Consider the following 15,910-nt stretch of genomic DNA (forward strand, 5'->3'; position numbering starts at 1 on the left):
CTGATGGGGAAACGCTAGTGGTATAATTGAAACACAACATATAAAGCGCTCCCGAGAATATCGGGAGCGCTTTTTTTTTAACCCATTATTATGAATATTTTAAAATTTGGCGGTACTTCAGTAGGTTCAGTAGAAAGCATCAGTGCTTTGCTGAACATTTTAGCAAAAGAAAATCAGCAGCAAGAAAAACCAATAGTGGTTTTGTCGGCAATGAGTGGTGTAACAAATTTACTTACAGCAATGGCAGAAAAAGCTGCCTTAGGTCAAGATTATAGCGAAGAGCTAAAAGCACTAGAACAGAGGCATTTTGATGTGATTAGAGCATTGTTGCCTGCTGCAGCTCAAAACCCAGTTTTAACAAAGTTGAAATTGTATTTTAACGAATTAGAGGAATTGTTGCAAGCCATTTATAATCTGCAAGAGATAAGTTTACAAGCGAAAGATTTAGTGTTAAGTTATGGCGAACGTTGCTCAACTTTTATGATTTGCCATATTGCAAAGCAAAAATTTCCTGAAGCAGTTTTTGCAGATGCAACTCAGTTTATTAAAACGGATGGCAATTTTGGACAGGCCAAAGTAGACACACAATTAACCGATTTTTTGGTTAAAGATTTCTACCAAACCTACGTTGGTAAACTACTTTTTGTTACCGGTTTTATTGCGAGTAATGATGCTAATCGTGTGACTACATTGGGTAGAGGTGGTAGCGATTATACCGCAGCAATTTTAGGTTCAGCATTAAATGCAAGTGAAATCCAAATTTGGACAGATGTAAACGGGATGATGACTGCTGATCCACGAATAGTGAAAAAAGCATTTTCATTACCAGAATTAAGCTATATCGAAGCAATGGAATTATCATATTTCGGTGCGAAGGTAATTTATCCACCAACGATGACCCCGGCATTTTTAAAGAAAATCCCAATCGTAATTAAGAATACGTTCGATGCTGATTTTGAAGGGACTTATATTCGTCATGGAGCAAAACCATCCGCATTGCCAATTAAAGGAATTTCTTCAATTGATGATATTAGTATCATTAATTTGGCAGGTAGTGGAATGGTGGGTAAAGCAGGGTTTAGTGGAAGATTGTTTTCGTTATTATCTCGTGAGCAAATCAACGTTGTTCTAATCACACAATCATCTTCTGAGCATAGCATTACCTTTGCGGTAAAACCAACCGATGCCATTAAGGCTGTTAATCTAATCTCAAAAGAATTTGATTTAGAACTACAAGCTAATAAATTGCAAACCCCAGAGGTAGAAAACGGCTTGGCAGTTTTGGCAATCGTTGGTGAAAATATGAAACGCACTCCTGGTATTTCAGGCAAGTTGTTTCATTCGTTAGGTAGAAATGGAGTAAATGTTCATGCGATAGCGCAAGGATCATCAGAATACAATATCTCGGTAATTATCGCGAAAGCGGATTTATCTAAAGCGGTAAATGCAGTACATGATGCTTTTTATACTTCGCTGAATAAAACACTACATATCTTCTGTTTGGGAACGGGAAATATCGGTAAAACGTTATTCAAACAATTGCAAGTTCAAATGCCTTTCTTAGCTAAAAATAACGATTTACAGGTAAAGGTAATGGGAGTCAGCAATACTCGTAAAATGCTTTTATCGCCCGATGGCATAGCTTTAGAGAATTGGGAAGAAACTTTAGATGCAAAAGGTGAAGCTGCAAACTTAGAGGATTTTGTAGCGCAAATGAAAGCAATGAATTTACCAAACTGTGTGTTTGTAGATAATACTGCTAGTCCCCAACCTGTACCTTTTTATCAAGGAGTTTTTGAAGCAAGTATTTCTGTGGTTACGTGTAATAAAATTGGTAACTCGGCTAGTTTTGCACAGTACGAAGCATTTAAAAATACAGCTCGCAAATTCGGTGTAGATTTTTATTACGAAACCAATGTGGGTGCAGGTTTGCCAATTATTAGAACCTTAAAAGATTTGATGATGAGCGGTGATAAAATTGCTCGAATTGAAGCAATACTTTCAGGAACAATCTCTTATATATTCAATCACTTTAAAGGCGACGCAGCTTTCCATGAAATTGTAAAAGAAGCACAAGAAAAAGGGTATACTGAGCCAGATCCTCGTGACGACTTGAACGGTAAAGATTTTATGCGTAAAATGTTAATACTGGCCCGTGATGCAGGTTATGCTTTCGAAGAATCGGATGTGAGTATTCAGAATATGTTGCCAGATGCTTGTTTACAAGCCCCAACGGTTGAAGAGTTTTATAAGCAATTAGAACTGAACGCTGCATATTTTGCCAAGTTAAAGGATGAAGCGGAAGCGAGTAAAAAAGTATTAAGGTACATTGGCAAATTGGAAGATGGTAAAGCATCCATCACTTTACAAATGGTAGATGAGAACCATCCATTTTATATGCTTTCTGGTAGCGATAATATCATTTCTTTCACTACGGATAGATATAAAGAACGTCCATTGGTGGTTAAAGGCCCAGGTGCTGGTGCTGAAGTAACTGCTGCTGGAGTTTTTGCTGATATTATAAATGTTGGTGCTTTAAACGCATAGAATATGAGTTTAGTAGAAAAAGCAAAAGATGAAATCTTGTCGATAGTTGATCAGGCTTTGCTTGATTTTGAAACGATTAGCGATGAAGATTGGAAGGCTAAACCACACGTAAATAAATGGTCGAAAAAAGAATTGCTAGGACATTTAATTGATAGCGCTTCCAATAACTTAAGGAGATTGATAGTTGCGCAATACGAACAAGGAATTAAGACTATTTACGACCAAGATAAATGGGTAGATTATCAAAACTATCAGCAAATGGATGTTGAGGATATAAAAACCTTATGGAAACTATTAAACCATCAAGTCGCAAATGTGATTGCAAATATTCCTCAAAGTAAGCTAGATAATACTTGTGATACTGGCGTTGGGAAAGCAGAAGTGCATAGCTTAGTTTATTTTATTGAAGATTATATTGTGCATTTAAGCTACCATTTAAAACAACTAAACGATCTGAATTTTAACGCTCACAAATAAAAATGAAAGAAATAAAAGTATTTGCCCCCGCTACCGTTGCCAATGTAGTTTGTGGATTTGATGTTTTAGGTTTCGCCGTAAACGAACCTGGAGATGAAGTTGTCATGCGTTTAGTAAATGAGCCAGGTGTTCGTTTATTAAAAATTACTGGAGATGATGGTCGTTTACCCTTAGATTCTGCAAAAAACACAGTGAGTGCAAGTGTGCAACATTATCTAAAACATTTAAATAGGGAAGATGTAGGTGTAGAAATCGAATTACATAAAAAGATGCCAATTGGCAGCGGATTAGGTTCTAGTTCAGCGAGTACAGTTGCGGGCTTATATGCAATTAATCAGCTAATGGGCAATTTACTAACCGCAAAAGAACTTGTTCCATTTGCAATGAAAGGTGAAGAATTAGCTTGTGGTTATGGTCATGCAGATAATGTAGCGCCAGCTTTAATGGGTGGATTTGTTTTGGTTCGCAGTTATGAGCCTCTAGATTTAATCGCTTTACCAACGCCTAAAAACTTGTTTGCTGCTATTGTTTATCCAGAAGTAGAAGTCCCTACAAAAGATGCCCGACAAATGATACGTGCTAAAGTTTTATTAAAGGATGCAGTTACCCAATGGGGAAACGTGGCCGGTTTGGTAAGTGGATTATTTTTAAACGATATCGACTTGGTAGGCCGAAGCATGAAAGATGTTTTGGTAGAACCAACACGTTCTATTCTAATCCCTGGGTTTGAAACCTTAAGAGAATTAGCCATGGAAAATGGGGCAGTAGGTTTTGGGATTTCAGGTTCTGGTCCATCTGTTTTTGCTTTGGCTAAAGATGAAGAAACCGTTCGAAAAATAACCAATGCTCAACAAAAACATTTAACAAAATTAAATATCAATAGCAATGCTTACGTGTCTTCGGTAAATGCCGAAGGGCCAAGAGTATTGTAAATAGTTACGGGTTGCGGGTTACATGGCTAAATGCTTAAGCTATACGACCCATAACTCGCAACTCGTAACTCGCAACTCATAATTAAATGAAATTATACAGTACCAACAACAAAGATCTACGTGTTTCCTTTCAAGAAGCAGTTTTTAATAGTATGCCACAGGACAAGGGATTGTACATGCCAGTGGAAATTCCTCAATTAGAGAAAGAGTTTATTGCTAACATCGAACAATATTCCTTACCAGAGATTGCCTATCAAATTGCATCCACTTTGTTAAAGGATGAAATTCCATCAGCTGATTTAAAAGCCTTATTAGAAGATGCAGCAAACTTTGATGCGCCAGTTGTAAAACTGAATGGTAATACTTTTGTACTCGAACTATTTCATGGTCCGTCTTTAGCCTTTAAAGATTTTGGTGCTCGATTTATGAGTAGAGTGATGGCTTATTTTTTAAAAGATGGAGAGAGATTATTAGACGTTTTGGTGGCTACTTCTGGTGATACTGGAGGAGCCGTTGCTTTAGGCTTTTTAGGTGTGCCTAATACTAGAGTTACTATTTTATTCCCGAAAGGAAAAGTGAGCGAAGTACAGCGTTTACAGTTAACTACTAATGGTAAAAATATTAGAGCAATTGCAGTTGATGGAACTTTTGATGATTGTCAGGTATTGGTGAAACAAGCATTTGCTGATGAAGAGTTGAACGCTAAATTCAGATTAACTTCTGCTAACTCGATCAATATTGCCAGATTAATTCCACAAACTTTTTATTATTTCAATGCATATGCGCAACTAAAAAGACAAGGTTTTGCAACTATTGTATTTTCAGTTCCTAGCGGAAATTTTGGGAACATTGGCGCAGGATTATTAGCGTATAAAATGGGCTTGCCTGTTCAACAATTTATTGCGGCAACCAATGCAAATGATACCGTTCCACGATTTTTAGAAACAGGAGTATACGAAACCAAACCATCAGTACAAACCTATGCTAATGCGATGGATGTTGGTGCGCCAAGCAATTGGGTTCGCATTATGGATTTATTTAAAGAAGATAGAAAAGCGATTCAGGAATTGGTAAAAGCGTATCGTTTTACGGATGAGGAAACCTTAGCAGGAATAAAAGAAATCTATGAGAAATTTGATTATGTAGCTTGTCCTCATACAGCAATTGCTTATTTAGCTACTAAAGCTTATGTTAAAGAAAATCCTACAGATGAAAGTGCAAAAGTATTTTTGTCCACTGCTCATGCATGTAAGTTTCCAGAGGTTTTTTCAGCAGAAATGTTAGCGAAAATTGAATTGCCAGAGCAAGTGAAATCGCTTAAAAACAATCCAGAATTATACGATGAATTAGGTAAGGATTTTGAAGAATTTAAGGGGTATTTGTTGAGACAATAAAGAAGAATTTGTCATTCCGAGCCTGAGAGGAATCTATTTATGGAATTAGATTCTTAGTTGCACTCTGAATGACAAAATTAACTAAAATACTGCTTGTGCAATCCTTTTAGTTGGTTCAGGATTACTCATCGTATAAAAATGTAATACTGGAGCTCCAATTTTTACCAATTCTTTGCATTGGGAAATCATAAATTCAATACCTACTTCTTTAACCTCAGCTTCGCTTTTGCAGGTATGAATTGCTTCACTTAAATCTTCAGGTAAATCAATATGAAATACTTTTGGTAAACTGATGAGTTGTTTAGAAGAAGTGATTGGTTTTAAGCCTGGAATAATGGGCACATTAATTCCATTTTCTCTACATTTCTTTACGAACTCAACATATTTACTGTTATCGAAAAACATTTGAGTTACAATAAACTCAGCTCCCATATCTACTTTCTTTTTCAAATACTTGAAATCGGTTTTAAGGTTTGGTGCTTCAAAATGCTTCTCAGGATATCCGGCAACACCGATACAAAAATCTGTCTTAAAAGCATCATGATCTTCATGTAAATAACGGCCATTATTCATGTTCATTACTTGCTCCAAAAGATCTGTTGCATAAGCATGACCACCAGGAGTTGGGATAAAACTTGAATCTGCATGACGAGCATCTCCACGTAAAACTAACACGTTATCAATTCCTAAAAACTGCAAATCGATTAGTGCATTTTCTGTTTCTTCTTTAGTAAAACCACCGCAAATTAAATGTGGAACAGCATCAACTTTATATTTATTAATAATTGCTGCACAAATAGCAACTGTACCTGGTCTTTTTCTGTACGATATTTTCTCTAATAAACCAGTTTCATGTTGCTTATAAATATAATCCTCACGATGATAAGTCACATCAATAAAAGGTGGATTAAACTCCATTAATGGATCAATAGCATTATAAATGGCCTGAATACTTTTACCCTTAACTGGTGGCAAAAGTTCAAATGAGAATAAGGTTTTACCCTTTGCGTTTTTTATATGGTCTGTAATTTTCATGCTGGTTGATTAGTTTGTTGGTGGTTGGTTTTTTGGATAGTTGAGCTAATATATCTTATATAGCCATTTATTAGTTTTCCTAAAGTTTCAATTTCTGTAATGCAACTATCCAATTGCTCATTAGAAATGATTGAAATGTCTTTTGATATATAAAGCTGGGTTTCAAGTTCGTAAAGAGATCCTCGGGCAATAGTTAAAAACTGGATAGTTTCTTTAGCATGTTGTCTACCACTCCCTTCTGCAATATTCGAAGGAACAGAAATTGCGCATCTCCTTATTTGTGATGTTAATCCATAAATTTCTTCTTTCGGAAATTTGGATGTAAGCAAATAAATATGAGATGCAAATGCTCTTGCCTTTTTCCACACCTCTAGCTCTGTATACTTATTATATGCCATTTCTTAATAAACTATTAAAATCAACCCACCCTAAAAAACGAAATAACGAAACATCCATCGAACTAGTATGCAAGGTTCGGGCTAAGCCATCTCTCAGTTTCTTCTAAATCCATTGCTTTTCTATTGGAGTAATCTTCTACTTGGTCTTTTGTAATTTTTCCTAAACCAAAATAGCGAGCATCGGGATGGGAGAAATAAAATCCGCTAACAGCTGCAGTTGGGTACATGGCATAACTTTCTGTAATCTTTAAACCAATCTTTTCTTCTGCATCTAGTAGAGCAAATAAGGTTCCTTTTTCGGTGTGCTCTGGACAAGCTGGATATCCTGGCGCAGGACGAATACCTTCATATTGTTCCTTGATTAACTGTTCATTGGTAAATGCTTCTTCTTTTGCATAACCCCAATAATCCTTGCGTACCAATTCATGCAGTTTTTCTGCAAAAGCCTCTGCTAATCTATCAGCAAGTGCTTTTACCATTATGCTATTGTAATCATCATAGTTCTTCTCGAATTCAGCTACCAATTCATCGCAACCAATACCTGTTGTAACGGCAAAGCCACCGAAATAATCCTGTACGCCACTTTCTTTGTCGGCAGTGAAATCTGATAAAGCATAATAAGGCTGTCCATCTACTTTTTCAGCTTGTTGACGTAAAGTATGAATTCTTACTTTTTCAGCTGTGCCGTTCTTCAGCTTTTCATCTGTTTTAAGGCTACTGCTTTTTACAGCCAGCTCTATATCATCGCCAATGGCATGAGCAGGCCAAAAACCAAATACTGCTTTGGCAGTTAGCAGCTTCTCATTCACAATTTTAGTTAAGAGTACTTGGGCATCATCAAACAATTTTTTTGCCTCAACGCCAACAAATTTGTCATCGAAAATTTTCGGATAGCTACCGCGAAGTTCCCAAGTATGGAAAAATGGCGTCCAATCAATATAGGGAACAAGCTCTGCTAAGGGATAATCATCCAATACCTTAGTTCCGGTAAAGCTTGGGGCAGGAGCAACCTTTTTGAGGTCTAATTTAAATTTATTAGCCCTTGCCTCTTCAATAGTTTTAAATCTTTTATCAGAACGTTTGTTTAAATGTGCTTCACGAGCTTTATCATATTCTGCTCTAATGCCAGCAACATATTCGTCTTTTGTTTCTGGATTCATCAATGTGCTACAAACGGTAACACTTCGCGACGCATCTAAAACGTGAATTGCTGGTCCAGAATAATTAGGGGCAACTTTTACCGCCGCGTGAATTCTAGAAGTAGTAGCACCACCGATAATTAAAGGAATGGTAAAACCTTCACGTTCCATTTCTTTGGCAAAGTGAACCATTTCATCTAATGATGGTGTGATTAAACCACTTAATCCAATAATATCTGCATTAATTTCTTTCGCTTTTTTAATGATGTCTTGAGCAGGAACCATTACACCCATATCCACGATTTCAAAATTATTACAGGCTAAAACTACACCTACAATATTTTTTCCGATATCGTGTACATCGCCTTTTACAGTAGCCATTAAAACTCTTCCAGCAGAGGAATTTTGATCTTGATCTGGATTATCTAATTTCTCTTGTTCAATAAATGGTAGGAGATAGGCCACAGCTTTTTTCATAACCCTTGCCGATTTTACAACCTGTGGCAAGAACATTTTTCCAGCACCAAATAAATCACCAACAATATTCATCCCATCCATTAACGGACCTTCAATTACCTGAATTGGTCGAGGATACTTTTGTCGAGCTTCTTCAACATCATCATCTAAATATTCTACAATTCCTTTTACCAAAGAGTGCGATAATCTTTCTTCAACTGTTCCTTTACGCCATTCTTCGTCGCGAACTATTTCTTTTCCTTTACTTTTGATGGTGTCGGCATATTCTACCAAACGTTCGGTCGCATCATCTCTACGGTTCAACAAAACATCTTCCACACGTTCTAATAATTCTGGTGGAATTTCTTGATAAACCTCCAACATACCGGCATTCACAATTCCCATATCTAAACCAGCCTGAATAGCGTGGTATAAAAATGCAGAGTGCATGGCTTCACGAACTGTATTATTTCCTCTAAATGAGAATGAAATATTAGAAACACCACCACTTACTTTGGCATAAGGAAGGTTTTGCTTAATCCACCGCGTGGCATTAATAAAATCGACAGCATAATTGTTGTGTTCTTCTAATCCCGTTGCTACGGTTAAAATATTAGGGTCAAAAATGATATCTTGAGGAGGGAAACCAAGTTCATTCACCAAAATATCATAACTCCTTTTACAGATTTCAGTTCTACGCTCAAAGTTATCAGCTTGTCCTTTCTCGTCAAAAGCCATAACCACCACCGCAGCACCATATTGCATAATTTTACGGGCGCTTTCTCTAAACTTTTCTTCCCCTTCTTTTAAGGATATAGAGTTCACAATTCCTTTGCCCTGCAAACATTTTAAGCCATTTTCTATGACCGACCATTTAGATGAATCGACCATGATAGGTAATTTTGCAATATCAGGTTCTGATGCAATTAAATTCAGAAATTTGGTCATTGCCGCCTCCGAATCAATCATACCCTCATCCATGTTCACATCGATGATTTGCGCACCACCTTCTACTTGTTGTAATGCAACAGCAAGAGCAGCTTCATAATCGCCACCTAAAATCAATTTAGAAAATTTTGGAGATCCCGTGATATTGGTTCTTTCACCAATGTTTACAAATATACTTTCGGGAGTAATGGTTACGGGCTCTAATCCGCTTAAGCGCAGATAAGGCTCAATTGTTGGAATTTTTCTTGGACTTGCTTTCCTTGCTTTTTCGGCAATACAACCGATGTGTTCTGGCGTAGTACCACAACAACCACCTACAATATTTACAAAGCCAGAGGCGATAAAATCATCCACCAGATGTGCAGTTTCATGAGGTAATTCATCGTAAGCGCCAAACTCATTCGGTAAACCGGCATTTGGATAAGCAGAAATATAGCAACCTGCTTTTTCCGATAATTCTTCAATGTGTGGGCGCATTTCTTTTGCTCCCAATGCACAATTAAAACCAATACTTAACGGATTGGCATGTATCACAGAGTTTAAAAACGCTTCTGCTGTTTGGCCAGATAACGTTCTTCCAGAAGCATCGGTAATGGTTCCAGAAATCATGATTTCTAGCTTTCTGTCAACTACTTCTTCATATTTTTTTATCGCAACAATTGCTGCTTTACAATTTAAGGTATCAAAAATGGTTTCTATTAGTAATACATCAGAACCACCGTCTACTAAACCTCGAACTTGCTCGTAATAAGCAGCTTCTAATTCATCAAAATAAATAGCTCTAAAGCCAGGGTCATTTACATCTGGCGACATAGAAAGTGTGCGGTTGGTTGGGCCAACTGCTCCAGCTACAAAGCATTTCCTATCGGGATTTGCAGCCATAAATTCTGTTACTGCTTCTTTGGCAACTTTAGCTCCTTCAAAACTTAACTCGTACGACAGATCTTCCATTTGGTAATCGGCCATGGAAATGCGTTGCGTACTAAAAGTGTTGGTTTCTATAATATCAGCGCCAGCTTTTAAATATTCTAAGTGAATTTCCTTAATAATGTCAGGACGTGTGATATTGAGCAAATCGTTATTGCCTTTTACATCGCATGGATGATTCTTAAAACGCTCTCCCCTGAAATCTTCCTCAGTTAAAATATAGCGTTGAATCATGGTGCCCATTGCACCATCTATAATTAAAATACGTTTCTCTAATTCTTCTCTAATATTCATTTGCAATGTAAAAAGTGGGATGGAAAATGGAAAGATATATGATACGTCTTACATTAAACATCATCTCCAAAAAAGGCTTATTCAGAAGTCAGAATAGATTATTCTCTTTAAACTTATCTTCTCTCGCCACTGCTGAGATTAGAAATTAGCACCTTGTTGGCACAGGTTGCTAAGACTTCGTTGGGTCTAGTCCCTCCGTCTTTCTTAATAAGCAATACAAAAATGCAACAAAGCATTATCAATTCCAAATAATTGCAGTGTTTACCGAATTAAATAACAAAAGCCCTACAAATCTGCAGGGCTTTTGAAATATTGTTCTGTTTTTTAAATTACTTTCTGCTTCCGAAAATGCGAAGTAAGTATAAAAAGATGTTTAAGAAATCTAAGTATAAAGATAGCGCAGCAACAATTGCTGTTTTCTTTGCTTCAACTTGTAAAACTTGATCGCCGTTAGCTTCAATACCTTCTCCAATACGTTTGATTTTTTGCACGTCATATGCAGTTAGAGCTGTAAAAATAGCTACACCAATAAATGACATGATATAACCCATAGTGTCGCTCTGTAAAAAGATGTTAACTACACTTGCGATGATAAGGCCAACTAAACCAATCATTAAAATTGGGCCAAACTTACTTAAATCTACATCAGTGGTATATCCTAAAAATGCCATGATTCCAAATATGCCTGCTGCTGAAGCAAAACAAGCTACGATTGAACCAGTGGTATAGGCCAATAGAATAAAACTTAAACTTACACCTGTTAAAACAGAATATAAGATGAATATGCCCAGTAATGCTGGATAAGATAATTTGCTTAAACCAAAGCTCATGGTCAAAACCAAGGCTAATGGTGAAAACATAGCAATATAACCTAGTATAGACATTCCTGCTTTTCCAGTAACTGGATCAATATTTACTAAATAAGCCATTAATCCTTCATTCGCACCAAATAAATAAGCTGCTACAGTAGAAAGACTAAGCGCCACAAACATCCACAAGAAAACATTAGCAAAGAATTTTTTAGAAATAGAGCCTTCTTGTACGAAAACGCTATCGTTTTGATATTGATAATTTTGTTCTTCCATTTTTAATTGATAAATAATTCTAGGTTAAAAATAAGCGTTTAATTTAATCTTTTTGTCAAGAGTTCTTCAACTTTTTTAAAGAACTGTCGTGGTTTAAGTTTTCGCCAATGTAAATCATCCAGCTCACCACCAAAATTGATGTAATAATCGATGCTATTATCGCGAAACTCACGAATTACGTGTTCGTTAAAATTCACGCCCGCAATCCAACCATCTTCCACGTCTTGAAACCATTCTTCATAATAGCTATCATCCGAAGCATGAAAATTCAATACATTTTCTCCTATAAGGATAAATTTATTAACCCCTTCATCTACCATCAGCTCCAAAATTTCCCTTTTTAACATCATGATGTCGTTATTAATGGCATCATTCCATTCGCCCATCAGTTCTATAATTGCATATTGTTTATCGTAATCCACAAACAATACTTTAATATAAAGCGTGTTAGAGCCAAAAGTGTCCCATTGGGGATGAATTAAAAAATTATAGAGTTGTTTATCGTAGTAAAATTCTGAATATTCGGTGTTAAAAAACGGTGAACGCTCATCTTCTGCAGCGATATAGTCGTCTCTCCAAAGATAAAAAGGTTCAATTTCGTGCATCTAGCTAGTTGTTTGGTTTATTTGTTTTTTGGATGTTTGGTTTGGCGGAGATTTAGATTTTTTGTTGTTTAATTTCCCGCTTTACTGGTCTAACCAACTACAACGAACCAACCAAAAAACTACCCCTTAGAAGCTTCAACAGCCTTGCGCACACTTCCATATTTGTTTAGTAAATCTGCAGCTTGGTCGTGGTCAATGTGTAGTTCATCCATTACCATTTGCGTACCGCGATCTACTAGCTTATGATTAGTTAACTGCATATCTACCATTTTATTCCCTTTCACACGCCCCATTCTAATCATTACGGTAGTGCTCAACATATTTAAAACTAATTTCTGAGCAGTTCCAGATTTCATTCGCGTTGAACCAGTTAAAAATTCAGGACCTACAACTACTTCTACTGGAAAATCAGATTCAGCAACAATTGGACCACCCTCATTACAAACAATACATCCAGTTAAAATACCATGTTTACGAGCAGTATTTAAACCTCCAATAACATAGGGCGTAGTTCCAGAGGCAGCTAAACCAACTAAACAGTCTTTTTCATTAATCTGGTATTCCTGTAAATCTTCCCAAGCTTGTGTTGTATTATCTTCTGCAAATTCAACTGCTTTTCGTATCGCTGTATCGCCGCCGGCAATAATGCCAACTACTGTATCGAAAGAAACACCAAAAGTTGGAGGGCATTCAGAAGCATCAACTACACCTAAACGGCCACTTGTGCCCGCACCAATGTAAAATAATCTTCCCCCTTTAGTCATTCTTTCGGCAACAGCCGACGCTAATTTTTCGATTTGTGGCAAAGCATGTTCAACAGCTAATGGTACAGTCTTGTCTTCGTTATTGATGCCTGTCAAAATTTCCAAAACAGACATTTTATCAATGTCGTGGTATTTAGATTCTTGCTCGGTTATTCTATTCATGGATTTCATTAAATGTTAAAGTTCGTTAATTTATCAATTAACAGGAAATATTATGTGTAAAACCCTGCAATTTTAGAGAGAAGATTACTCCCTTGCAAATATTTACTTTAAAAAAATCAAAAAACTAAATGTTTTAACCTTTGTTATTTAATAACAGGCTAATTCTCATCTGTTTGTAATTTGTTTTTTTATTTCTGATGAGGTACCCATGTTTTTGATATTCATAGAGTTATGAGCTTGGTAAAATCAAGGGGGTTTCATAACTTTGTAAAGTCCCTTCCAATGAAAAAAAGTACGAGATTTAACCTTCTTCTTGCCTTAACCTATTCCATAACTTTAATAGGTGGGATGTATTTGGGCTTTAAATTTTTAAAAGATCAAGAATTTAAAATCGAAAAAAGTACTCGCTACGTTGATAACAATCAAAAAGTAGAAGATATTATCCATATCATTAATAAAAACTACGTAGATGATGTGAATGCCGACAGCCTTCATCATTTGCCAATAGATAGTTTATTACATCAATTGGATCCGCACAGCATGTATTTGCCTGCGACGAAAGCATTTGAATTAGCAGAAACTTTAGAAGGTAATTTTGAAGGGATAGGTGTAGAATATTATATCCTTAACGATACATTATTAGTCACTAATGTGCTTAAAGATGGTCCAGCATTTTTAGCAGGTGTTAAGCAGGGCGATAAAATATTAAAAGTAGATAGCACCAATGTAAGCGGGAGAGGATTGCCACGCTCTGAAATGATTGGGAAAATTAGAGGTAGAAAAGGTACGCCAGTACAACTTACTTTACTCCATTATGGAGCGCTTTCACCAGCTGTTTTAACTATAAAAAGAGGTAGAGTAGAGGTGAGCAGCATTGATGCCGCCTATATGCTGAATACAGAAACGGCTTACATTCGCATCAGTAAATTTGGTGCAAATACCGACGACGATTTTGTAAATGCTGTAAAATCCCTTAAAACCAAAGGGATGAAAAAACTAGTGCTTGATCTCCGGGATAATGGTGGAGGCTATTTGAATGCTGCGACAGGCTTAGCTAATCAGTTTTTGCCAGAGAATAAATTGATCGTGTATACGCAAGGTAAACACGAACCACGTACAGATTACTTTGCTACGGGTGGCGGAGAATTTGAACAAGGGAAATTAGCGGTATTAATTAATGAGAATTCTGCCTCAGCTAGTGAGATTTTTGCAGGAGCGATACAAGATTTAGATAGAGGTATTATTGTAGGTAGACGTTCTTTTGGCAAAGGATTGGTGCAAGAGCAGTTTGCATTTGAAGATGGTTCTGCCTTAAACTTAACCATAGCAAGATATTATACGCCACTTGGTCGAAGCATACAGAAATCCTATAAAAAAGGATACGCAGCTTATCAACATGAATTGGAAGACCGTTTAAATGATGGCGAATTGACAGCTAAAAATGTAAAAACTAAAGATAGTTTGCAGAAAACTGATGCATTTGTAACACAAAGTGGAAAAAAAGTCTTTGGCGGCGGTGGTATTCAGCCAGATGTTTATGTTAAACTAGATACTTCTGGTTACACTAAATTGTATGCTACGCTGATTAATAAAAAGATATTAATTGATTTTGTATTTGATGTATTAGCTGATCGATATACACCCAATTATTTATCCCAAACGTTAAATACCTTTAACATTAACGATACAGATTATAAAGATTTATTGAAATACATTCAATCTAAAAATGTTGCTATTAATGCGAAGCAACTAATGGCATCAAAATCTATAATTTACAACGACTTGAAAGTAATGTTGTGTAAATATCACTTAGGAGATGTAGGTTATTATAAAGCACACAACTTAACCGATAACGTGGTTAAACAAGCTTTAGCTAGTTTGCAATAAAAGGAGTCCGAGAAGTTTTTAGTCCGAAAGCCGGATAGGCCATTCGTCATTGCCAGCTCGACTGGCAATCGTAATAATTTAAAAGGCTTTTTAGTGATTTGTATTGCATTACGATTCCCGTTTTCACGGAAGGACCGTAGTAGACATATTAGGGTTAACAAGCTAGAGCTTTTCTGTCTTCCCGACTAGTTAACTTCTATTTCAAAAAGATTTAAACTTATTCCTTCATAATGTTTAGGTAAACCGCTGTTTGGCGCAATTTTAATCATACCTACATGATTAAAACCGCAACCTGTATAATAGGTTAGTAGTTTTTCATTATCTGCCCAGGTATCCATTCGGATGAAGTGAATAGCGTTGTTTTTTGCATATGCTTTAGCCCAATCAATAATCACATTTACAAAACCATACCCTCTAAAATCTGGATGTGTAACGATGCGATGAATGTAAATAGCAGAGTCATTATTTCGTTCTTCCCAAATTTGAGGGTCGCTAAAAGTGACTGCAAAAATGCAAGCAATTTGTCCATCAACAAGAATTTTGTATTGTCTGTTTTCTTCGATTTCTTGTGTAACCAAAGCCAAGCTAAAGCCTTGCCAATGGTGATGAAAAACCTTCTTTTGATGCGCAATAGCCATATCGTAAAACTCGAAAATGGTAGGGATATCAGCTGATGTGCTATGTATAACGTATATGGATTCTTGCATGGTATAGTTAACTATGAATGCAAATTTAGTTAATTAAACCTTATAGGAGTGAGCGCAATCCGATTCACCATCTTGGAAATAAAGCGATTGCAGTGCTGAACTAGTAATGAATGGGGTATTATTTTACAAAGTTAGTATCCAAATTTTTCTGAC

The 15,910-nt window shown here is 36.4% G+C and carries 12 protein-coding genes and 1 riboswitch; of the genes, 5 read left to right on the top strand and 7 right to left on the bottom strand.

Annotation, left to right across the window (positions count from 1 at the left end; translation table 11 throughout):
* Positions 1-90: 90 nt before the first annotated feature.
* The 4 genes from thrA to thrC all read left to right on the top strand — a co-directional run bounded on the left by thrA (position 91) and on the right by thrC (position 5,350).
* A complete protein-coding gene (thrA, locus tag WC622_RS03390; protein WP_372817295.1) occupies positions 91-2,547 on the top strand; it encodes a bifunctional aspartate kinase/homoserine dehydrogenase I in 2,457 nt (818 codons plus the stop codon).
* A 3-nt stretch (positions 2,548-2,550) separates the two neighbouring features.
* Positions 2,551-3,024, top strand: a complete 474-nt coding sequence (locus tag WC622_RS03395) for a DinB family protein (RefSeq protein WP_372817297.1) — start codon at positions 2,551-2,553, stop codon at positions 3,022-3,024.
* Between the two features lie 2 nt (positions 3,025-3,026).
* The gene (locus WC622_RS03400; RefSeq protein WP_372817299.1) at positions 3,027-3,956 is read left to right on the top strand and encodes a homoserine kinase; all 930 of its coding nucleotides are present in this window, start codon (positions 3,027-3,029) and stop codon (positions 3,954-3,956) included.
* Positions 3,957-4,042: 86 nt separating this feature from the next.
* A complete protein-coding gene (gene thrC, locus WC622_RS03405) occupies positions 4,043-5,350 on the top strand; it encodes a threonine synthase (protein ID WP_372817301.1) in 1,308 nt (435 codons plus the stop codon).
* A gap of 81 nt (positions 5,351-5,431) precedes the next feature.
* Here the strand turns inward: thrC and metF are convergent, their stop codons facing one another.
* The 6 genes from metF to murQ form a co-directional block, all read right to left on the bottom strand.
* Positions 5,432-6,385 carry a methylenetetrahydrofolate reductase [NAD(P)H] gene (gene metF, locus WC622_RS03410; RefSeq protein WP_372817303.1) on the bottom strand — a complete coding sequence of 318 codons (954 nt, stop codon included), beginning with the start codon at positions 6,383-6,385 and terminating at the stop codon, positions 5,432-5,434.
* A complete protein-coding gene (locus WC622_RS03415) occupies positions 6,382-6,783 on the bottom strand; it encodes a four helix bundle protein (protein WP_372817305.1) in 402 nt (133 codons plus the stop codon). The genes metF and WC622_RS03415 overlap by 4 nt, the downstream gene beginning before the upstream one ends.
* A 62-nt stretch (positions 6,784-6,845) precedes the next feature.
* Positions 6,846-10,547 (bottom strand): methionine synthase, encoded by a 3,702-nt coding sequence (gene metH, locus WC622_RS03420; protein ID WP_372817307.1) that lies wholly within the window; start codon positions 10,545-10,547, stop codon positions 6,846-6,848.
* 110 nt (positions 10,548-10,657) lie between these two features.
* Positions 10,658-10,761, bottom strand: a riboswitch (SAM riboswitch).
* A 115-nt stretch (positions 10,762-10,876) separates the two neighbouring features.
* A complete protein-coding gene (locus WC622_RS03425; RefSeq protein WP_372817309.1) occupies positions 10,877-11,632 on the bottom strand; it encodes a Bax inhibitor-1/YccA family protein in 756 nt (251 codons plus the stop codon).
* A gap of 38 nt (positions 11,633-11,670) precedes the next feature.
* On the bottom strand, positions 11,671-12,237 hold the full coding sequence (locus WC622_RS03430; RefSeq protein WP_372817311.1) for a hypothetical protein: 567 nt from the start codon (positions 12,235-12,237) through the stop codon (positions 11,671-11,673).
* Between the two features lie 119 nt (positions 12,238-12,356).
* The gene (murQ, locus tag WC622_RS03435; RefSeq protein WP_372817313.1) at positions 12,357-13,163 is read right to left on the bottom strand and encodes an N-acetylmuramic acid 6-phosphate etherase; all 807 of its coding nucleotides are present in this window, start codon (positions 13,161-13,163) and stop codon (positions 12,357-12,359) included.
* Positions 13,164-13,445: 282 nt separating this feature from the next.
* On the opposite strand from murQ, the gene WC622_RS03440 reads away from it, so the two are divergent.
* On the top strand, positions 13,446-15,050 hold the full coding sequence (locus WC622_RS03440; protein WP_372817315.1) for a S41 family peptidase: 1,605 nt from the start codon (positions 13,446-13,448) through the stop codon (positions 15,048-15,050).
* Positions 15,051-15,235: 185 nt separating this feature from the next.
* Here WC622_RS03440 and WC622_RS03445 read toward each other — a convergent pair whose 3' ends face one another.
* Complete coding sequence (locus tag WC622_RS03445; RefSeq protein ID WP_372817317.1) at positions 15,236-15,757, bottom strand: GNAT family N-acetyltransferase; 522 nt, start codon at positions 15,755-15,757, stop codon at positions 15,236-15,238.
* Positions 15,758-15,910: the final 153 nt, after the last annotated feature.

The organism is Pedobacter sp. (assembly GCF_041662865.1).
GTDB lineage: Bacteria > Bacteroidota > Bacteroidia > Sphingobacteriales > Sphingobacteriaceae > Pedobacter.